The 20,346-nt window shown below is 68.1% G+C and carries 20 protein-coding genes and 1 pseudogene; 9 read left to right on the forward strand and 12 right to left on the reverse strand.

Going from position 1 to position 20,346, the window contains the following annotated elements:
• The first annotated feature begins 3 nt into the window (after positions 1–3).
• The 3 genes from ctaD (at position 4) to RM445_RS25490 (ending at position 3,865) form a co-directional block, all read left to right on the forward strand.
• Positions 4–1,758: an aa3-type cytochrome oxidase subunit I gene (gene ctaD, locus RM445_RS25480; RefSeq protein WP_311559376.1), complete on the forward strand. Its 1,755-nt coding sequence runs from the start codon at positions 4–6 to the stop codon at positions 1,756–1,758.
• An 87-nt stretch (positions 1,759–1,845) separates the two neighbouring features.
• On the forward strand, positions 1,846–2,121 hold the full coding sequence (locus RM445_RS25485; protein WP_311559377.1) for a hypothetical protein: 276 nt from the start codon (positions 1,846–1,848) through the stop codon (positions 2,119–2,121).
• A 535-nt stretch (positions 2,122–2,656) separates the two neighbouring features.
• Positions 2,657–3,865: a globin domain-containing protein gene (locus RM445_RS25490; protein ID WP_311559378.1), complete on the forward strand. Its 1,209-nt coding sequence runs from the start codon at positions 2,657–2,659 to the stop codon at positions 3,863–3,865.
• Between the two features lie 206 nt (positions 3,866–4,071).
• Here the strand turns inward: RM445_RS25490 and RM445_RS25495 are convergent, their stop codons facing one another.
• The 4 genes from RM445_RS25495 to RM445_RS25510 form a co-directional block, all read right to left on the reverse strand.
• Complete coding sequence (locus RM445_RS25495; RefSeq protein ID WP_311559403.1) at positions 4,072–4,578, reverse strand: alpha-amylase family glycosyl hydrolase; 507 nt, start codon at positions 4,576–4,578, stop codon at positions 4,072–4,074.
• Positions 4,571–5,464 (reverse strand): alpha-amylase family glycosyl hydrolase, encoded by an 894-nt coding sequence (locus RM445_RS25500; protein ID WP_311559379.1) that lies wholly within the window; start codon positions 5,462–5,464, stop codon positions 4,571–4,573. The genes RM445_RS25495 and RM445_RS25500 overlap by 8 nt, the downstream gene beginning before the upstream one ends.
• 9 nt (positions 5,465–5,473) lie before the next feature.
• Positions 5,474–5,845, reverse strand: a complete 372-nt coding sequence (locus tag RM445_RS25505; protein WP_311559380.1) for a hypothetical protein — start codon at positions 5,843–5,845, stop codon at positions 5,474–5,476.
• Positions 5,846–5,910: 65 nt separating this feature from the next.
• The gene (locus RM445_RS25510) at positions 5,911–6,444 is read right to left on the reverse strand and encodes a hypothetical protein (RefSeq protein WP_311559381.1); all 534 of its coding nucleotides are present in this window, start codon (positions 6,442–6,444) and stop codon (positions 5,911–5,913) included.
• Positions 6,445–6,933: 489 nt separating this feature from the next.
• Here RM445_RS25510 and RM445_RS25515 point away from each other — a divergent pair, with 489 nt between their 5' ends.
• The 5 genes from RM445_RS25515 to RM445_RS25535 all read left to right on the forward strand — a co-directional run bounded on the left by RM445_RS25515 (position 6,934) and on the right by RM445_RS25535 (position 12,966).
• Positions 6,934–7,935 (forward strand): alpha/beta fold hydrolase, encoded by a 1,002-nt coding sequence (locus RM445_RS25515; RefSeq protein ID WP_311559382.1) that lies wholly within the window; start codon positions 6,934–6,936, stop codon positions 7,933–7,935.
• Between the two features lie 43 nt (positions 7,936–7,978).
• Complete coding sequence (gene tal / locus RM445_RS25520; RefSeq protein ID WP_311559383.1) at positions 7,979–9,097, forward strand: transaldolase; 1,119 nt, start codon at positions 7,979–7,981, stop codon at positions 9,095–9,097.
• Positions 9,098–9,702: 605 nt separating this feature from the next.
• The gene (locus tag RM445_RS25525; protein WP_311559384.1) at positions 9,703–10,899 is read left to right on the forward strand and encodes an ice-binding family protein; all 1,197 of its coding nucleotides are present in this window, start codon (positions 9,703–9,705) and stop codon (positions 10,897–10,899) included.
• A gap of 143 nt (positions 10,900–11,042) precedes the next feature.
• Positions 11,043–11,831 carry a DUF5819 family protein gene (locus RM445_RS25530; protein ID WP_311559385.1) on the forward strand — a complete coding sequence of 263 codons (789 nt, stop codon included), beginning with the start codon at positions 11,043–11,045 and terminating at the stop codon, positions 11,829–11,831.
• Between the two features lie 64 nt (positions 11,832–11,895).
• Positions 11,896–12,966, forward strand: coding sequence for an HTTM domain-containing protein (locus tag RM445_RS25535; RefSeq protein WP_311559386.1), 1,071 nt, complete (start codon positions 11,896–11,898; stop codon positions 12,964–12,966).
• A 91-nt stretch (positions 12,967–13,057) separates the two neighbouring features.
• Here RM445_RS25535 and RM445_RS25540 read toward each other — a convergent pair whose 3' ends face one another.
• The 4 genes from RM445_RS25540 to RM445_RS25555 form a co-directional block, all read right to left on the reverse strand.
• Complete coding sequence (locus RM445_RS25540; protein WP_311559387.1) at positions 13,058–13,360, reverse strand: YciI family protein; 303 nt, start codon at positions 13,358–13,360, stop codon at positions 13,058–13,060.
• A gap of 29 nt (positions 13,361–13,389) precedes the next feature.
• Positions 13,390–14,982, reverse strand: coding sequence for an FAD-dependent oxidoreductase (locus RM445_RS25545; protein WP_311559389.1), 1,593 nt, complete (start codon positions 14,980–14,982; stop codon positions 13,390–13,392).
• Positions 14,979–15,800 (reverse strand): shikimate dehydrogenase family protein, encoded by an 822-nt coding sequence (locus RM445_RS25550; protein WP_311559390.1) that lies wholly within the window; start codon positions 15,798–15,800, stop codon positions 14,979–14,981. Before RM445_RS25550 ends, RM445_RS25545 begins: the two co-directional genes overlap by 4 nt.
• A gap of 111 nt (positions 15,801–15,911) precedes the next feature.
• On the reverse strand, positions 15,912–17,120 hold the full coding sequence (locus RM445_RS25555; protein ID WP_311559391.1) for a geranylgeranyl reductase family protein: 1,209 nt from the start codon (positions 17,118–17,120) through the stop codon (positions 15,912–15,914).
• Between the two features lie 201 nt (positions 17,121–17,321).
• On the opposite strand from RM445_RS25555, the gene RM445_RS25560 reads away from it, so the two are divergent.
• On the forward strand, positions 17,322–18,212 hold the full coding sequence (locus tag RM445_RS25560) for a ketopantoate reductase family protein (protein WP_311559392.1): 891 nt from the start codon (positions 17,322–17,324) through the stop codon (positions 18,210–18,212).
• Positions 18,213–18,251: 39 nt separating this feature from the next.
• On the opposite strand, the gene RM445_RS25565 is transcribed toward RM445_RS25560, so the two are convergent.
• The 4 genes and pseudogenes from RM445_RS25565 to RM445_RS32775 form a co-directional block, all read right to left on the reverse strand.
• Positions 18,252–18,542, reverse strand: coding sequence for a hypothetical protein (locus RM445_RS25565; protein WP_311559393.1), 291 nt, complete (start codon positions 18,540–18,542; stop codon positions 18,252–18,254).
• Positions 18,543–18,646: 104 nt separating this feature from the next.
• Entirely contained in the window at positions 18,647–18,880 is a 234-nt protein-coding gene (locus RM445_RS25570; RefSeq protein ID WP_311559394.1) for a hypothetical protein, read from the reverse strand.
• Between the two features lie 263 nt (positions 18,881–19,143).
• A complete protein-coding gene (locus RM445_RS25575) occupies positions 19,144–19,776 on the reverse strand; it encodes a class I SAM-dependent methyltransferase (protein WP_311559395.1) in 633 nt (210 codons plus the stop codon).
• Between the two features lie 468 nt (positions 19,777–20,244).
• Positions 20,245–20,346: pseudogene (locus RM445_RS32775) on the reverse strand (IS982 family transposase); the annotation flags it as partial.

The following is a 20,346-nucleotide window of genomic DNA, read 5'->3' on the forward strand; positions in this document are numbered from 1 at the left end:
CCCATGACTGCGGTGGCGCCGAAGCCGATCATGTCGCGCCCGTACCCAGCGCGTCGGATGGTCAAGGGATCTCGTCTGGCGCACATGCTGCGCACGACGGACCCCAAGGACATCGCGATCCTGTATCTGGTCACGGCGTTCGGGTTCTTCCTCGTGGGCGGCGTGATGGCGCTGCTGATCCGCGGCGAGCTGGCCGTGCCGGGGCAGCAGTTCCTGAGCAACGAGCAGTACAACCAGCTGTTCACGATGCACGGCACGATCATGCTGCTGCTCTACGCGACACCGATTCTGTTCGGCTTCGCGAACTACATCGTGCCGCTGCAGATCGGCGCGCCGGACGTCGCGTTCCCGCGATTGAACGCCTTCTCGTACTGGCTGTTCCTGTTCGGCGGTTCGATCGTGCTGTCCGGGTTCCTGACGCCGGGCGGTGCGGCGGACTTCGGCTGGTTCGCCTACACGCCGCTGTCCGACGCCGTGCGCTCGCCGGGCGCCGGTGCCGACCTGTGGATCATGGGCCTGGCGGTCAGCGGTCTGGGCACGATCCTCGGTGGCGTCAACTTCATCACCACGATCGTCTGCATGCGCGGACCCGGGATGACGATGTTCCGGATGCCGATCTTCACTTGGAACATCTTCGTCACGGCGTTCCTGATCCTGCTCGCGTTCCCGATCCTGACCGCGGCCCTGCTCGCCCTGGCGGCCGACCGGCACTTCGGTGCGCACGTGTTCGACCCGGCGAACGGCGGTGCGATCCTGTGGCAGCACCTGTTCTGGTTCTTCGGTCACCCTGAGGTCTACATCGTGGCGTTGCCGTTCTTCGGCATCGTCACCGAGGTGATCCCGGTGTTCGCCCGCAAGCCGCTGTTCGGCTACAAGGGCATGGTGTTCGCGACGATCGCAATCGCGATGCTGTCGTCTGCGGTGTGGGCGCACCACATGTACGCCACCGGCGCGGTGCTGCTGCCGTTCTTCTCGCTGATGACGTTCCTGATCGCCGTCCCGACGGGTGTCAAGTTCGTCAACTGGATCGGCACGTTGTGGCGCGGGAAGATGACGTTCGAGACGCCGATGCTGTTCTCGCTCGGCTTCCTGGTGACGTTCCTGTTCGGCGGCCTCACCGGCGTGCTGCTGGCCAGCCCGCCGCTGGACTTCCACGTCTCCGACTCGTACTTCGTGGTGGCGCACTTCCACTACGTGCTGTTCGGCACGATCGTGTTCGCGACGTTCGCCGGCATCTACTTCTGGTTCCCGAAGATGACGGGCCGGATGATGGACGAGACGCTGGGCAAGGTCCACTTCTGGACCCTGTTCATCGGGTTCCACACCACGTTCCTGGTGCAGCACTGGCTGGGCAACGAGGGCATGCCGCGCCGGTATGTCGACTATCTGCCGTCCGACGGGTTCACCACGCTGAACGCGATCTCCTCGATCGGCGCGTTCATCCTGGGCCTGTCGACGCTGCCGTTCCTGTGGAACGTCGTCAAGAGCTACCGCTTCGGCCGTGTGGTGACCGTCGACGACCCGTGGGGCTTCGGCAACTCGCTGGAGTGGGCCACCTCGTGCCCGCCGCCGCGGCACAACTTCACCGAACTACCGCGGATCCGGTCGGAGCGCCCGGCGTTCGAGCTGCACTACCCCGAGTACGTCGAGCGGTTCCGCAACGAGGCCCACGTGGGTGGGCACTCGTCGCCCTACGAGGTGGCCGCCCAGGGCGCGGGCAAGGAGACCCAGCCCAACGACGACCCCCGGTCCCGCTGACTCACCACGACGCTGGTGGGGAGGACGTTGCCGAACCCCTGACCAGCCGCTATGACCGCTCCTCATCGCTACGCGGGGGTGCTGACCGTGAACCTGGCGCTCTGGCTGATCATCGCCGCTTACGGCGTCATCGTCTTCTGGGGGTTGTTGGCCTGGCGGGTGATCCGGGCCGGACCCCGCCGGCTTGGGGCGGACAAGCTCGACGAAGAAGCCCATCAGGTGTCCGGCGTCATTCCCGCTCGGCTCGATGAGGAGCCCGATCTGGCTTCCCATCAGATGACTTCGCCGGCGTCAACAGAGATGGCAGAGCTTGAACGGCTATGGAGGCTTCCCGTGCACTCGGCCGGTTCAAAAGACCAGTGAGGCAGTGTCGTCGAGCGGGCGCGATCGTTCGGGCTCACCTGGCCGCCCGCCGGACTCGCGCCCGCAGCACGATCTTGACGAGTTCGCCGACCCAGAGCACGGCGGAGCCGATGCTGCGCATTACCTTGGTCAATCGGCACCGAGTACTGCCAGCCGACGCCCGGTAGGCGATCGGCCTGCACCTTGACGCTCGTCATCATCAGCTGCTCTTGTCGCGTGCTGCCGCGGGCCTGTCTTCGTCGCTGTATCGGACGAGAGTGTCCGACTGATGAGCGTCGTCGTATGTGGGCCGGCGTCCGTACCAACGGGCGCCCGCTGCCCGCTGCAAACGGGCGACGACAGGCCCTGCGATAGGTGCCGTTCGGCCCTCGTGGGGGAGGACCGCTACCGGCATCGTCGAACAGGTCCTGTCAGAAGGCCGTGCATGGCGACCGTGGTCGCCTGAGGGCCGACTTGATGCGGGTCGCGCCTGCCTGACGCTCTCCGACCCCTGACGTACTTCGCCGTTCCACCACACTCTGAAGCGAGGCCGCCCATGCTCTCGGAGCAGAACCGTCCCATTGTCGAGGCCACCTTGCCGGTGGTCGGTCAGCACATCGGGGCGATTGCCGGACGGTTCTATGAGCACATGTTCGCGGCGCACCCGGAGTTGATGGACGGAACCTTCAACCGGGGCAACCAGACCAGCGGCGAGCAGCAGCAGGCGCTGGCGGGATCGGTGGCGGCGTTCGCCACCGCGCTGGTCACAAACCCAACGCACCTGCCAGAGAATCTGCTGTCGCGGATCGCGCACAAGCACGCGTCGCTGGGCATCAGCCCCGCCCAGTACCAGGTCGTCCACGACAACCTGATGTGGGCGATCGTGGACGTGCTCGGCGATGCCGTCACTCCGGAGGTCGCCGCCGCCTGGGGTGAGGTCTACTGGCTGATGGCCAACGCTTTGATCAATCAGGAGCGCGGACTCTACAGCGCCCGAGGTGTCCGACCGGAGACCGTGTGGCGTCCATGGCGGGTGGAGCGCAAGATCCGGGAGACCGCCGACGTCGTGACCTTCGTCGTCAAGCGGGTCGACGATCGCCTGGTCAAGACTTCTCTGCCCGGCCAGTACGTCACGGTGAAGATGCTCATGCCCGACGGCCTGCATCAGCCCCGCCAGTACAGCCTCACCCGTGCCGACGACGGCGAGCACCGCCAGTTCAGCGTCAAGCGGGTACACGGCGGCGGCAAACCCGATGGCGAGGTCTCGACGCTGCTGCACGACGAAGTCGACATCGGCGACGTCCTGACCCTGTCGCTGCCCTACGGCGACGTCGTGCTCGACGACGCAGGTCGTCCCGTGGTGTTCGCCAGCGCCGGCATGGGCATTTCGCCGATGGCCGGCATGCTGTCGCACCTCGTCGCCGCCGGCAGCGGCCTGTCGATCACCGTGCTGCACGCCGACCTCGACGAGGCCTCGTTCGCGCTGCGCCGTCAGGTCGTCAGCGACGTGCTCGCCCTGCGCGATGCCTCGCTGCACCTGTGGTACGAAAAGCAGTCCGGCAGCAACGAGCCGGTCGCCGGGGTCCATGAGGGCGTGATGAACCTCGACCAGGTCGATCTTCCTGACGACGCCACCTACTACCTGTGCGGCCCTATACCGTTCATGCAGGCTTTGCGTAGCGCGCTGGTCGCGCAAGGGGTCGCCCCCCGCGACATTCAGTACGAGGTGTTCGGGCCCGACCTGTGGCAGGCCGACCTCGACTGAGCGACACGGGCGTGGGCGGGACGGTACCAACGGTCGTACGGTGAACGATGCGGGTTCACGCACCGGTGCTGCTGAAAATCAGCCGTCGTTGGTCGACACGCGACGCTGCGTCCCCTGGCATCCTCGCACCCTGGCTCAGCGTTACCCGTAGCCGACTTCCTTCGCTCAGCGCGACGGCGACGACTCGCCCAGCTCGGCCCGACTGATCAGCCAGCGAGAACGGCCCAGCCCTGCGCCTCGACGGTCACCTCGGCGTCGTGGTTGCCCGGGTGATCGATCCGTCCGATGCCGGCGAGCACGTCCCGGACGCCCGGAGCGGCGACGCTGTGTGGATGGTCCGCCGTCGACAGCACCGTGACGATGCGTTCATCCTCTGCGGTCGAGGCAAGGGCGATGTGCTCGTCGGCGACGTCGAGGACGCGCGTGCGTGCGGCGTGGAGCCAGGGGTGGCGTCGCCGCAGGCCGAGCAACTCCTGGTGCTGGGCGAAGACTGGTGCCCCGAGTGGCGACATGTCGGCCGGCGTGGGCGGGAAAGGCGGCCGAACCGCGTCGTCGCGTCCGGCACGATCCTCCTTGGTGCCCCGGAAGGCGTGCTCGTCCCCGGCGTACACGGCCGGCGTCCCGCCCACCGTCGTGAGCACGGCGAGGGCGTGGGCGAGGTGCTGCTGGTCGTCGAGACGACTCGCGATGCGGGTGACGTCGTGGTTACCCAGGAAGGGTGTAGGGCACGAAGTGCGTGAGGAACTCGTCGTGACGGTTGAGGGCGTGGGCGAGTTCGTGGAAGTTGTGGTCGTTGAGCGAACTCCAGACCGCCTTCCACAGCTCGTACTGGGTGACCGCATCGAGGTGGCCGTCCCGCACGAACGCGGCGTAGTCGCCGTGGATCACCTCGCCCATGAGATACGCGTCCGGATGGCGCGCGCGAACCCGATCAGCGACCTGCGCCCAGAACTGCGTGGGCACGGTGTAGGCGGCATCGAGCCGCCATGCCGCGGCACCCCGGTCGAGCCAGTGATTCATCACCGCGGCGACGTGATCGATCACGGCGGGGCTGGAGTGGTCGAGCGCGACGAGGTGGTGGTGGCCCTCGAAGTCGTCGTAGTCGGGCTCGGACCCCGGGCGCCGGTCGGCGGCGTCTCGGGGCCAACGCAGGCGGAACCACGATGCCGTATCGGCGACGGGTCCCTCGTCCAGCACCCGGCGAAACGCCGGATGGGAGCGGCCGACGTGGTTGAAGACGCCGTCGAGCATGATCCGCAACCCCCGGCGGCCCGCGGCGTCGACCAAGGCGTCGAAGTCGGCGTCGTCACCAAGTCGCGGATCGATGCGGAAGTGGTCGGTCGTGTCGTAGCCGTGTGTCTCCGAAGCGAAGATCGGCCCCAGGGCGAGCCCTGACACCCCCAGCTCGACGGCGTAGTCCAACCAGGACTGCAGATGCCCGAGCCTGTGGTGCACCGGCGCGCCGGCCTCCCGGGTCGACTCGGCACCGGTGAAGCCGAGCGGATACACGTGCCACCAGATCGCGTGTCGCACCCAGCTCGGGCCCGGGATGGTCGGGCCCGAGCTCGACGGTGTGGCGCCCGCGCCGCCTTCCATCATGCTCCTTTCTCACGGAACGGAGACCCTCCGGCGCCCCACCCGGACCTGTCGATCGGGCTCGGGCACAGGTGGCTCCGCTGTGGCATTCTCCGCCCACAGCAGGGCGTGTTCCAGGCCGCGCGCGTAACGCCGCCCGGAGGAGGGCGGCCCGTAGATGATGTCCTCGGCCGCAGCGAGTTCGTGAACGACCGACCGGAAGTCGATCAAGGTCGCGAGGGTGCCGGTCAGCGGACCCGGGCCGCCTGCGGTCAGCCAGCGCAGCCCGGCGGCCGCGCCCTGCGTGAAGCTGTTGTCGATCTGTCGGCACCGGACGAGCTGAGCGTCGAGGATCTCGCGGTCCCGCAGCCGGATGGGATGATCGACATGGAGTCCTCCTGGCATCTCCCCGGCATCGGGGCGTTGCGGCATCGGACAGCGGCGTCCTACGCAGCCATTCGAAGTGATCGTCATCGGCGGGCCTTGTCGCCGGCCGCACCGTCTGGTCCATTCGTCGCCGGGCTCCTGTCGACCTCATTGCCAGGTCGGTGACCCGACGTGTCGTCGGATGCGCGTCCGAGAACGGGCCGACGGGCTCCGCGCGGATTGTGCATCGGGTCGGTCGAGTCGGCCCACACCGCGTACACCAACTGGTCGGAGGTGCCGACGCCTGCAGCGGAGGAGGGTGGGACGAGGAAGGTCTTGACCCGGACGTTGCCCTGCCGGGCAACGTGGTGCAGCGCGGCCAGCCAGCGGTCGAACGGCATGTTCAGGTCGTCGACCCGCCACCAGTGAAGCAGGCCCAGTTTCTGCGCGGCGGGGTCCGGCGGTGGGTCGGTGCGGACGGCGAACACCATCTGGCGCGGCGGATCGCCCGGGTCGAGAAGGCTGAGCGGCACGAGGAAGGTGCGTACCCGGACGCCGTCCTGGCGGCCCGCGTGGCACATCGCCGCCCGCCAGACAGCGACCGGGACGTCCAGCTCGCTGACGAGTCGGCCCGCCACTCCCGACCGTCTGGACTCGGTGACGTCGCGGATCATTGCTGGGGCCGGGGCGCCGGCCCGCAAATGGCCATCGGTGAACTCTGCGACATCCCCAGTCACCCCGGCGCGAGTCATTTGTGCGGTGTTGCCGCCAAGGGTTCGGGACGGCCGTACCACCGCCGCCGCAGCGCAAGGTGGGATCCCTTTTGCGACTGTAGCCCTGTGATTCCAGAGCCACACGGATCGTGACCAACGACGACCCCATTGGCCTTACCGCTCGACGGCAATTGGTCCGTCCGGCCATAGATCCACTGACCGACGCCGTCATGAAGGTCACTGTCAGCGAACGTGTGTGCAGTCCGGTCCCGGGTATCCCAAGAAGGACGGGCTCTGTTTGTGTACGCGCCAGAGTCGATTCGTCAGTGCACCACGGCCTCCGGACCCGGGCCACATGCATCAACGGCCCGCAGCCATGCGGTGGTTCGAGACCGAGGAGACCGCTTCCACTCCATGTCCATACCGATCGTGTCGGCGCCCGTCGAGAAGAAGGCGCCCGCGCAACCCCTTGTTGACAGCCAGGAGTCCCGCTCGGACATGGGGACACCGGTGACGGTTGCGCAGCGGCAGGTCCGCCTGCACGGCCAGCACGTCGCGTACCTGGAGGCCGGCGTCGGCCGTGGCCCGGTTGTGGTGTTCTTGCACGGTCTGGCCAGCAGCTCCACGACCTGGGCAGACGTCGTGTCGCTGCTCGGTCGTCGTGCCCACGTCGTAGCCCCCGATCTACTCGGCCACGGAGAATCTGCGAAACCCCGCGCCGGCGACTACTCGCTGGGTGCCCACGCCGCCGGGCTCCGCGACCTGCTCGCCATCCTCGAGCTGGAGCGGGCCACGGTCGTCGGGCATTCCTTCGGCGGTGGTGTGGCCATGCAGTTCGCCTACCAGTACCCCGAGCTGACCGAGCGGGTTGTCCTGGTCGCCAGCGGCGGCCTGGGACACGGGGTGAACCTCGCCCTGCGCGCGGCGACCCTGCCGGGTGCGTCCACCGCCCTGCAAGTCCTTACTACGGCCACCCCGCGGTGGCTGTCCGCAGCGACCACTCGTGTCGCGCGTGCGGTTCCCGCGTTCGCCGGAGCCGACCTCGAAGGGCTGCTGAGCGCCTTCGCCTCCTTCGCCGACGGCGGGGCCCGCGACGCGTTCGTGCAGAGCACCCGTGGCGCCCTGAATCTGTCGGGTCAACGCCTGACCGGCACGCAGCGGCTGCACCTGCTGGCCGAGACACCGGTCCTGCTCGTCGCCGGGTCCCGGGATCCGGTGATCCCCGTCGACCACACCGTCAACGCCCACGAGACCCTGCCCGGCAGCCGTCTCGAGCTGTTCGACGGCGCCGGTCACTTCCCTCACATCGACGACCCGCGACGTTTCGTCCACCTTCTGCACGACTTCGTCACGAGCACCGAACCCGCCCATGCGGACCGGCACTCCTTGCGCCGTCACCTGCAGAAGACCCGATGACGCCAGCCCGTCATCTGTTCGTACCTATGTGAAGGAGCCATTCATGGCGCTCAACGAGAGGCTTGCCGCGCTGTCTGCGGCGGGCGTGTCCATCTGGCTCGACGACCTGTCGCGCGAGCGGCTGACCAGCGGCAACCTGCAGGAGCTGATCACCGACAAGAGCGTCGTCGGGGTCACCACCAACCCGACGATCTTCGCGGCGGCACTCGCCAACGGCGAGGCCTACGACGCGCAGGTCCGCGAGCTGAAGCAGCGGGGCGCGTCGGTCGACGACGTCGTCCGTGAGGTGACCGTCACCGACGTCCGCGAGGCCTGCGACGTGTTCCGCAGCACCTGGGAGGCCAGCGGGGGCGTCGACGGCCGGGTGTCGCTCGAGGTCAGCCCGCTGCTCGCCCGCGACACCGAGGCCACCCTCGCCGAGGCCCTCGACATCTGGAAGGCCGTCGACCGGCCGAACCTGCTGGTCAAGATCCCGGCCACCCAGGAGGGCCTGCCGGCGATCGTCAGCGCGCTCGCCGAGGGCGTCAGCGTGAACGTCACGCTGATCTTCTCCGTCGAGCGCTACCGCGACGTCATGACCGCCTACATGGAGGGCCTGGAGCGGGCGGCGGCCAACGGGCAGAACCTGGGCGGCATCGCCTCGGTGGCCAGTTTCTTCGTCTCCCGCGTCGACTCCGAGATCGACAAGCGGCTGGACAAGATCGGCACCGACGAGGCGCTGGCGCTGCGCGGCAAGGCCGGTATCGCCAACTCCCGGCTCGCCTACGCCGCGTTCGAGGAGACCTTCCAGGGCACGCGGTGGGCACAGCTGACCGCGCAGGGCGCCAAGGCTCAGCGTCCGCTGTGGGCGTCGACGGGGGTGAAGAACCCGGACTACTCCGACACCATGTACGTGACCGAGCTGACCGTCGCCGACACCGTGAACACGATGCCGGAGAAGACCCTGCTGTCGTTCGCCGACCACGGCGAGGTCGAGGGCGACAAGGTCACCGGCACCGCCGCGCAGGCCCAAGAGGTCTTCGACGCCCTCGAACGCGTCGGCGTCGACCTGACCGACGTGTTCCTCACCGTGGAGGACGAGGGCGTCGACAAGTTCGAGAAGTCGTGGCAGGAGCTGCTCGACACCGTCCAGGGCCAGCTCGCCGCCGCTGACCGCTCGTGACGTTGCAGGGCACCTGCACAACCCTCGACGATCACCTCGACGGTGCGAACGTCGAGGTGGAGCCACCCGCCGGTCCTTCACGACCCCCTCCTGAGCACCCTGCGTATTCACTGCGGCGGGAAGGCTGCAGTTGACGAGTGTGGGCGCGGCAACGTAGTAGCCCGGAACGTGAGGCTCAGCTGATCATCAACGGGCGCGGGTTGGTGTGAATCGCGGAAAAGTTGTACAAAGCGGCGACCACGACCGACGACCGCCAGCCCGGCGCCGCTCGCGCGCGGCAGTCATCGCTGCTGGTTGGGCGTGAGGGGTGGGCCAGGCGCCACGGCATCGACGGTGCACGTCTGAACTCCGAAAATCTGGACATTCGACGGCTCACGCGATCTGCGGTCTGCCGCACCGCCACTTAGATCAACAATTCTGAGGCCCTGCCCGACTCGTTGTCGCTCAACCACAACATCCCTCGTTCGTGGCGCCATCGTCCCTGTTCGTGGCGCGACCGCCGGCTGTAACCGGTCGTTGGACCGGTGAGCCGCAGTCAGCGGTTAAGAATGGAGGAAATCGGGATGTCTCCACCATCGAGGTACCTGTCACCGCGCAGTCTGGGCATGCGTGTCGGCGCCGCGTTGACGACCGTGCTGATCGCGGGAGGGATGTTGGCGCTCGCGGGTAGTGCTCAGGCGCAGACAGCGCCGACGTTGGGCACCGCCGGGAGCTTCGCGGTCCTCGCCAGTTCCGGGGTCACCAACACCGGCCCGACCGTGGTGAGCGGGGACCTCGGCTCGTCCCCGACTCCCGCGATCACCGGCTTCCCGCCCGGGATCGTGGTCAACGGAACGATTCACGCGAACGATGGAGTCGCCAGCCAGGCACAGGCCGACGCGGAGGTCGCGTACGGTTCTCTCTCGCAGCCCTGCGACGAGACCCTCACGGGTGACCTGGGCGGGCGCACGCTCACGTCGGGCGTCTACTGCTTCGACTCGTCCGCCCAGTTGACGGGCGCGCTCACCCTCGATGCCGAGGGTAACCCCGACGCCGTCTTCATCTTCCGGATCGGGTCGACCCTCACCACGGCATCGGGCAGCAGTGTCGTGCTGATCAACAACGCGGACGCGTGCAACGTCTTCTGGCAGGTCGGCAGCTCGGCGACCCTCGGGACCACCACCAGCTTCGTCGGAACCGTCATCGCTCAGACCTCCATCACGGCGACTACCGGCGCAACGGTGAACGGCAGGCTGCTGGCACTGAACGGGGCGGTCACCCTGGACTCGAACCGCATCACTGCGCCGATCTGCACCCCGGGTGGCGGTACTACTGGCGGCGTCATCGCCGGCACCACGACCGGCGGCCTGATCGCTGGCATGACGACCGGCGGCATGACCGCTGGCACCACGACCGGCGCCACGACCGGCGCCACGACCGGCGGCCCGATCACTGGCGGCACGACTGGCGGCACGACCGCTGGCACGACCGCTGGCACGACCGCTGGTGTTACGCAGGGCGCCACTGCTGGTGCTACTGCAGGCGCCACCGGAGGTTCGGTCGCCGGTTCGACCGCCGGTTCGACCGCCGGTTCGACCGCCGGTTCGACCGCCGGTTCCACTGCCGGTTCCACGACTGGCGGCACCGGCAATGGCGGCGGCCACCACGAGGGTGGCCCCGACAAGGACAAGGGCGACCACCACAAGGACGACAAGGACAAGGGCGACTACGACAAGGGTGGCCACGACAAGGACAAGGACAAGGACAAGGGTGGCTACGACAAGGGTGGCTACGACAAGGACAAGGGCGACCACGACAAGTAGTGATCGTGGCCCCACAAGGTGATCCGTATGCCTCGATCTGCGCACCGATGCGCAGATCGAGGCATCGGTCCAGGCGGCGCGGCCGTCGGTAGTGCATCCCGACACGCGCTTGGTTGTTCGGACGAAGCGGAGGAGATGCGCCAGTGAGGGAAGCACTCAGCTCGGAAAGGGACGGCCGCAGCCGCTTGCTGGAGAGCATGGACTCCGTGGATGCGTGGAGACCCGGTCGCGGAACGGCCGAATCCGCAACCAGCGATCAGACGCCGACAAAGGACGAGTCGGACCCGGCCTCCGATACGCCGCCAGAACGATCAGGTACGGGGTTCCTGCTGGAGGCGGTGACGGGGAGCACCGTGGTTCTGTGCCTGGCAGCGTCGCTCCTCCACGTACTTCTGGTATTTCTCCACGTCGCTCCGCCGAATGCCGTTTCGGAGCGATACAGCAGTCAGATCAACGGGTGGATATATCCGCTGTTCGAGCAGAGCTGGCGACTGTTCGCTCCGGATCCGGAGTCGGTAACTCGGCAGATCTCGGCGCGGACCATGCACACCTCGCCGGACGGTACCCAGCAAGTCAGTGATTGGTTCGATCTGACCGCGGTCGACGAGTCGGCCGTCGAGCACAACTTCTTCCCGAGTCATACGACGCAGAACATGCTGCGCCGAGCATGGACCAGTTATCTCGAACTACACGGCAGTGACGACCGGTCGAACTCCGAGCGGGCACTGATGGTACAGAAGTATCTACGCAACATTGCCGCGAATCGGGTAGCCGGACATCGCGGCGGCACGTTCGAGGCCATCCAGTTGCAGGTGATCACCCGACCGATCGCGGCACCTGGTGCTGCAAGCAGTACGGATGGTGCTGTACCGGAGCCACCAGCCGAGACCAGGTATCTGCCCTGGTGGAAGACGGGACCTGATGAGAACTGAGCCGACATCGCTCGTGTCGACGTCGCAGAATCGGCAATCCTCACCGGTCAGTGATGCCTACGCAGTGCTGATCGAGCAGCCGATCTCCCTGTACGCAGCATCGGTGCTGCGCCTCGGGTACGGGCTGCTCTACCTCGCCTTCCTGCTGAGGGAGTTTCCGCACCGACGGGAGATCTGGGGCCCTGATTCACCGTGGACCCCGGCTCTGGCAACCCAACTCTTCGACCAGACCGGCTGGTTCAGCATTCTCACGCTGTCCGACAGTCCGCTGTATTTCGAGGGATGCTACGCGTTGGCTGTCGCCACGTGTGCACTCTTCATGCTCGGTTGGCGGACCAGGGCGATGTCCCTCATGTTCGCGATCGTCGTGGCGTCGTTCCATGCGAGAGCGATATTCATGACCGACGGCGGAGACAATCTGATGCTCCTCATGGCTCTGTACCTCTGCCTGACGGCGTGCGGTCGGCGCTGGTCCCTCGATGCGCGCAGAAACCGGCTACAGAAGTCCACAGTAGGGTGCGCAAGGCGGCTCACACGGCTCGGATCCAACGATCTCTGGTGCAACCTCGTTGCGACCCGCCGGTTACTCGTCACAGTCCTACACAACTGCGGCATGTTCGTCATCGCTGCTCAGGTCTGCATCTTGTACGGGTCTGCGGGCCTGTACAAGGTGCAGGGCGGACTCTGGGCGAACGGGACCGCTCTGCACTACGTCATGAACCTCGACCTCTTCCAGCCCTGGCCCGCGCTGTCACACATGGTGGACAGCCAGCAGATGCTGGTCGCCGTCGTCAGCTATATGACAGTGCTGGTGCAGGTGGCTTTCCCGTTCGTCCTGTTCGGCAGGTTGAAGTACGTCTTCGTGACGATCCTCCTCGGCATGCACCTGGGCATCGCAATACTTCTGGGGCTGCCGCTGTTCTCCGGCGCGATGATCGTCGCAGACGCTGTGTTCCTTCCCGATCGCTTCTACCAGTTCCTCGGCCGGGCGTGCCGGCGGATCTTCTCGCCGCCAACGCCCCAGGATGTTGAAGCACTCCAGACAGGTGCCGTAGGTGCCGTAGGAGGCGACATGAACGTCGCCGATGAGGCCGAACATCAACGCGCATTGCCAGCCGGCCGCCATCCACTCTGAGCCGCAGCTGAAGGAAACGGCAGGGAACGAAGCTGACCGCTGCTGACGTGAATGGCCGCTCCGCCGGTATGCGGGCGGAGCGACTGCAAAGTCATCCGGACGCCGGGGATAGCCGTTCCCCGCCGAACGCGGGGTTCCACCGCCGGATCTCCCGCTCGACGATGAGGCCGAGGGCGTGGAAGGGGTCCTGGTCCAGCAGGGCCTCGACCTCGTCGGGGTCCGCCGCGTCGAGGATCAGCAGGGCACCGGGACCACCGCCCTCGGCGAGGGGCCCGCTGACGACGATGCGTCCGTGCTCGAACAGCGAGTGGAGGTAGTCCTTGTGCTCGGGGCGGTGCTCGTCGAGCGCCGCGGAGTCGGTCGAGTAGCGGTAGACGACGGCGTGCAGGGCCATGAACGTGGTCCTCTCCTCGGTGTGGCGGGTCAGGGAAGGTCGGCAGCGAGCGCGCGCCCGGCGGCGTACGCCCGGGTGACGGCGGAGCCGAGGGTGGCACCGCCGCCGGGATAGGCGTCGGCGAACACGGTGGCCGAGACGTTGCCGGCGGCGAACAGGCCGCCGACGGCCTGTCCCGCTCGGTCGAGCACCCGGCCGTCGTCGTCGGTGACGAGCCCGCCGCACGTGCCGAGGCTGCCGGGCCGGATGGGGATCGCGTGGTACGGCGCCGCGGTGAGCGGGGCGAGACAGGGGTGCGGCTGCCGCGCGTCGCCGAGGTAGCGGTCCTGCGCGCTCTCCCCGCGGTGGAACAGGGGGTCGCGGCCGTCCGCGGCGTGCCGGTTGAACTCCGCAACCGCCGCGGTGAGCCCGTCGGGGTCGATCCCACAGGCCGTGGCGAGGTCGGCGAGGGTGCCGGCGCTCGTGGCCCACGATGGGACCTGCCCGACCGGCGTGCCGCCGATCGAGTAGCGCGACACGTAGGCGGCGTCGACCACCAGCCAGGCCGGGATGTTCGCGTGCTCGCCGGTGTTCGGGTCGATCGTCCGGAACACCTTGTTGAGGTCGTGGTAGTTCACGGCCTCGTTGACGAACCGTCGGCCCCCGCTGTTGACCATGATCGAGCCCGGCAGGGTGAGCTCGACGTTCGCCATCCGGCCCGACGGGTGCCCGTCGTAGACGTGCGCCGGGTCCTGGAGCACCGGGACGCCCCATACGGACCGCATGGTCGTCACGGCAGCGCCGGCGGCGAGGCCCAGCTCCAGCCCGTCGCCGGTGTTGCTGGGTGCGCTGATCGGGGTGACGGGGTTGGGCAGGAACGCCTCCTGCAGGCGCGGGTTCCACTCAAAGCCGCCGGAGGCGAGCACGACGGCGCGGGCGGTGACGGTGCCGGCGGCGCCGGAGAGCGTCCAGCCGTCGGTCGTCCGTTGCAGATCCTCGACGCCGAACCCGGCCACGACCCTCACCGCGCGCTCCTCTGCCGAGGCGATGAGTGCGGCGATCAGGGCTCCGCCCATCGTGCGGGTGCCCTCGGCGTTGCGGCGGGCGACGAGGTCGGTGTCGATCCCGGTGGCCGCCATCGCGTCCCGCTCGGTCATGGTGATGGTCGGGAAGTACGTCGGCGGCCGGATCCGCGCGGTCAGCCCGGGGTACTTCGCGCCATCGAACGGCAGGAGGTCCAGCCCCCGGCCGCGGGCCGCGCCGGGCCACTCGGTGTGGTAGTCGGGCCGGGGGAGGGTGGCGAGCCGCACCAGCGTCTCGTCGTCGAGCCAGCGCACGGCCTCCCGGGAGGTGGTGAGGTACCAGCGCAGCCGCTCGTCGGGCACCCGGCCGCCGGTGGCGGCGTTGAGGTAGGCCAGTGCCCCCTCGTCGGAGTCGGGGTAGGCCTCGCCCATCAGGTGGTGGTTCGGCATCCACATCACCCCGCCGGAGACGGCCGACGTGCCGCCGAGCAGGTCGGCCTTCTCCAGGACGGCCACCGAGCGGCCGCCGTCGGCGGCGCGGCAGGCGGCCACGAGTCCGGCGGCGCCGCTGCCGACGATCGCGACGTCCACGGACAGGTTCGTCGTCGGGGCCACGTTCACCGTGTGCTCCTCACAGGCCCCTCGGCGAGCAGGAAGTCGGCGATGAGGCCGGCGACGGTGGCGAACATGTCGCCGCCCGTCGAGGTGCGGCAGCCGACGCGGCGCGCGGCCTCGATCAGGGGCGGCACGGCAGGCTTGGTGACGACGTCGCCGACGAACGTGTCCGACTTGAGGCTCGCCACGTCCACCGGGTACGGGTCGCCGGGCCGCATCCCCATCGGGGTCGCGTTGGCGACGAGGTCGAACCCGGCCGGGTCCGGCGCACCGGCGGTCACCCGGTCGCCGACGCGCTTGCGCAGCCGCCCGATCAGGGCGTCGCGACGAGCGGGGTCGGCGTCGTGCAGCGCCAGCTCGGCGACTCCGGCTTCCAGCAGTGCCAGCGCGATCGCCGACCCCGCCCCTCCTGCGCCGACCTGCAGGGCGCGTGCGCCCTCGGGGACTCCGCCGGCGGCGCGGACCGCGCTGACGAACGCCGCGCCGTCGACCTGGTCGCCGTGCCAGGAGCCGTCCGGATTGCGGCGGGCGACGTTGACCGACCCGAGGTACCGGGCGCGGTCGGTGAGAGTGGCGCAGTGCGCGACGAGCCCGAACTTGTGCGGCACGGTGGCGATCAGGCCGCCGACGCTGGACGACCGGCTCACGCCTGCGATCAAGGCGTCGAAGTCGGCCGGGGTCACCTGCAGCGGCACGACGACGGCGTTGCAGCCACGTTCGGCAAAGGTGCGGGTGATCCCGTCGGGCGATTTCACCTGTGCGATCGGGTCTCCCAGGATCGGGACGACCAGGGTCTCGCCGGACAGGGTGGGGTACGGATTCATGCGGCATTCCTCTCGGCCGGCGGCGGCGGTGGCGGGGATGCCATAAGGGTCACAGGTCGAACTATGCCGTGTCCAACACCGAATCATTCAGTAGCAATGTGGTTCTACGTCTTAATCTGAAGTGGTGGGAGCGCGTACCAGACGAGAGGCCGTCTTCGCGGCCTTGATGCTCGTCGTGATCGGCCAGCGGCCGACGAGCTCGGGCAACAGGGCGGTGCCGCGGGTGAAGTCCTGGAACGCCTTCCAGCCGGGAGGCGTGTGCGTGATGGCGAGGTAGGCCAGCGTCGGATGCGCCGCGATCGCCGTCGCGAGCCGCCGACCGGTGCGCATCTCGACGCCGAGTCCTCGGTCGATCTCGTCGCTGTAGCGGCCGGCAACGCTGAACGCTTCGGAGTCGGGTAGGTGGGACATCTCGGCGGCGGTACGGCCGGCGAGATGCCCGGAGCGCACCGCGAACGAGATACCCTCCCGTGTCCACGGCTCCAACAGTCCCGCCGCGTCACCGCTCACCAGCACACGACCCCGCCTCAGCGGCGACCCGTCCCGGCGGCACTGGGTCAGGTGACCGGAGCTGCGCAGCACGGGCAGCTGGTCCAGGCCGAGGCCGGCGACCAGTTCGGCAAGGTACGCCCGGGTGGCGGGCCCGGCGCCCCGGGCTGCGATGACACCGACGGTGAGCCAGTCGCCTTTGGGAAAGACCCAGCCGTACGAGCCCGGCAACGGGCCCCAGTCCAGGTGGATTCGCCGCAACCAGTCATGGCGGTGCGGACCGGTGAGCTCGAGCTCGAGTTCCAGACCGAGGTCGACCCGCCCCATCTCGACGCCGACGTAGCGGCCGATCCTGCCCGCACTCCCGTCGCAGCCGACGACCGACCGTGCCCAGATGGTTCCCGTGTCGGTGGACAACTGGACGCGACCGGCATGCTCCTCTACTGACCGGACCATCGTCTCCTGCTGGAGCACGGCTCCGCGGTCCTGTGCCGCGCGTACCAGGGCGAGGTCGAACTCGGCTCGGTCCACCATCTGCAGCAGCGGCGGGGAGTGTCGAGCGGCGTTCCGGCGGCGGAGGTGTCTGGTGCGCAGGGTGAAGGACACTGACTCGACCTGCTCACGTACCGGAATGTCGATGTCGTCGGGCAGGGCGTCGACGGTCACACCGATGAGCCCTCCACCGCAGGTCTTGTAGCGGGGCAGTCGGCTGCGGTCGACCAGAAGCGTCCGCGCTCTTGAATCAGCAGCGGACAACGCCGCACTGGCACCCGCAGGGCCGGCGCCCACGACGACCACGTCCCACACCTCAGGCCCCGCCTTATCGACCACGATCCGACGTTATGGCGCTACGACCCCAGCGGCACGGCGAATCGTCAACTGCGCTTGCCGCGCGACGAAGCGAGCCCACGACCTCGTCGACCAGATGGACCTGGTCATCTTTCCCGTGGTCCCGCCGGGCGCTTGCAGTTCGCAACGTCCACAGCATTGCGGGAGCTGCGACGATAGCGGGATTCCTGCCGAGGAGTGGTCGTGGCTGTGAGTGTCGGAGTTCTTGGAGCGGGCGCGGTCGGTGGCATGCTCGGGGTGCTGTTGGCCAAGGCCGGTCATGACGTGACGGTGCTGGTGTCCGACCGTACGAGCACCGCGATCAATGTCAACGGACTCGTTCTCCGCAGTGCCCGCTACGGGGATGCGCATGTCCGGGTTCCGGCTCGGCCGTGGCTGACGACACCGGTCGACGTCCTGTTCGTCGCGGTGAAGGCACCCGACCTGCTTGCCGCGTTGACTCGCGTTCCAGGGTCGTTGCTGCACGGGGCCTCGGTGGTGCCGCTGCTCAACGGGATCGGGCACGTCCCGCTGCTGCGGGCGGTGTTTCCCGAGGCGGTCGTGGTTCCCATGACGGTGGCGGTCGAGGCGACCCGGCTGGAGCCAGGTGTTGTCGAGCATCTGTCGCCGTTCGCCGACTACGCCATCTGCGAGGGATCGCAGGAGCCGGCAAAGGATCCGGCAATGCTGCTGCGCGGCGCCGGCCTCGATGTCGACTCCTCCGCTCCCGACGAGGCGACGCTGCTGTGGCGCAAGCTGTGCTTGCTTGCTCCGTTCGCGTTGCTCACCACCGCCGCGCGCGATGCGCTCGGTCCGGCCCGGGAGGCGCGGCCCGATCTGCTCGATGCACTGGTGAGCGAGACTGCGGCCGCCGCAGCGGTCCACGAGGTACAGGTTGATCCGGCTGGCATCAGGCAACGGTTGCACGGCCTGCCCGGTGGTATGCGCTCCTCCATGCTCAAGGACGCGCTAGTCGGCGCCGCCCTGGAACTCGACGCCATTGCCGGCCCGATACTCCGGGCGGCACCTGATGGGGCACCCGTGACACGGCGAGTCGTTGCTGAGATCACCCGCGCCGCCGAGCCTGCGCTTTGAACAGCGGCGCGCCTGCACGGAACGGAATCAGGCGTCCGCCTACGGGTTGACGTAGCGGGCGGCTGTCTTGCGCAGGGCGTCGGCGTGACTGTAGATGTCCTGCGGACTCTCGATCGGCAAGCGTGACTCAGCTTTGTTCTCGCCGAACACGCCGAGGTACTTCTGGCTGCGGTTGAACCAGAGGCGGGCGATCGGCTTCCGGTTGTTGTCGTCGAGCAGCACCCCGAAGTAGGTCTGTGTGTCACGGGCGGCGACACGGCTGACGGCGACCTCGCTGCAGACGATGGCGCGGATGATCTGGAAGCCTTCGATCTCTTCGTCGGTGGTCACGACGACGCGCGCCGACTTCGCCTCGTCACTGTCGGATTGGTCTGTCTCGACGATCGCAACCGCCGCTGGGACCCGCTCCGCCGCCGGTTGACCGGCGGTGATCGTCAGCGGGGGGATCCGCCGTGGACGAGTGCGTAGTCGATCTTCTCGCCGCGCTTGACGCCGACGTCGGCTGTGAACTCCGGGATCACCTCGGCCGGGTTGAACACGTCGTAGCCGAGCACCAGACTGATGAACGGCATGACGAAGGCGTTCTTCGTCGCCTCCTCGGTCTCGATGCCTGCCTTCTGCTGACGCACCTTGCTCGCCAACTCGAAGACGCGCTCGCTGATCGTCACTGACTGCCTCCGCACTCGTCCGGCCCGCCGATGCGAAGGCCTGATACCGGTGCCGTCGGTGACGGACCGTGTCAGCGTTACCGCGCACCGTGTCGATCACCGCATTGGGCTATGAACGTTCGGCGCCTCCGTGGGGCATCAGCGGGGATGAATCGACGCTTGACGCTCAACCGGACAGACCGGCTCTTCGGCTTCCCGAGGTCGATCAGCCGGTCGGCGCGGACTTGGGGTGCGGACTGACCGATCCGACGTGCTCGAACGGGTTACCCGTTGGACGGCGTCGGCCGACGGGATGCCCACACCGCGTATAGCGGGTCGCCGGTGCCCGGCGGGGTGCGTAGCTCGGCACGGACCGGGCCGAAGGCCGCCGATCCGGAGAAGTATGCGGCGACGATCTTGACGTGCTGCTCGTCGTCGGTGTCGAGCCAGCCCTGGATGGCCTTGGTCGGGAAGCAGCGGTTGGAGAAGGTGATGATGAGTCGGCCGGACGGTCGCAGAACCCGGGCGACGTCGCGGAAGACGGTCATCGGGTGGATCAGGTAGTCCACCGACACGCAGCAGGTGACGTCGTCGAACGACTCGTCGGCGAAGGGCAGGATCGGGTCTGCGTTGAGATCGTGCACGACGTGCTCGGCCAGCATGGGGTTGGCGTGAAGCTCTGCGGTGTTCATGCCCAGCCCGACCAGTCGGTGCGGTGCGGAGCGGAAGTGGGAGACCCAGGACGTCATCAGGTCCAGGACCTCGCCATGGACGGCGAGCTCGGCGTACAGCGCGCCGACAGCGGTGATAGCTCGGTCGTCGATGTGGGTGACCAGCCGGGTTGGACGGTAGAACTGCGAGTCCGGAGTGGGGTCCATCCGGTCGAAGAACCCGGGCGGGAACACGGCGTCCGACACGTTCCGACTGTAGTGCCGTCCCGAGAACCTCGCGGGCGGCCGCCGCGGGTGATGAACACGTAGCCGGTCCCGTGCAGCGATCACGACGGCGTGGTTGAGGGACATCTGTGGCAGCGCGCGTACTCCTGCAGCGGACTTGACCGGGCCGCGCACGAGTCGGCCGTCGACGCGTACGAGGCTGACGCGGATGAAGATGCGTCCACCGGTGAAGTCGATGTACCTCCAGCGCAGGGCGCCAATCTCGCCGCGCCGCAGTCCGTAGACCAGCGCCAGCACACGGACGAGGTACACCGAGTCCTCGGCGGCGGCGCGTAGGAAGACGCGCGCCTGCGCAGCACTCCGCGCGGTCCGTCGGCGGTCGCGACCCCGGTCTGAACCCCGCGCCCGCTTTACCAAGCAGCCACGTGTATCAGGTCGGCCTCTCCGGTTCTCCTCCAAATGGGCCTAGACGAGTAAGTCCGAACTCGATCAGTGGTCGTAGGCGATCAGGGATCGGGTGACGGGTTGGCCGGTGGCGCGGTTGTGCCAGATCGCGGCGGTGAGTGCGAGCAGGCGTTGAGCGACACGCAC

Source organism: Pseudonocardia charpentierae (genome assembly GCF_031845345.1).
Taxonomy (GTDB): Bacteria; Actinomycetota; Actinomycetes; order Mycobacteriales; family Pseudonocardiaceae; genus Pseudonocardia; species Pseudonocardia charpentierae.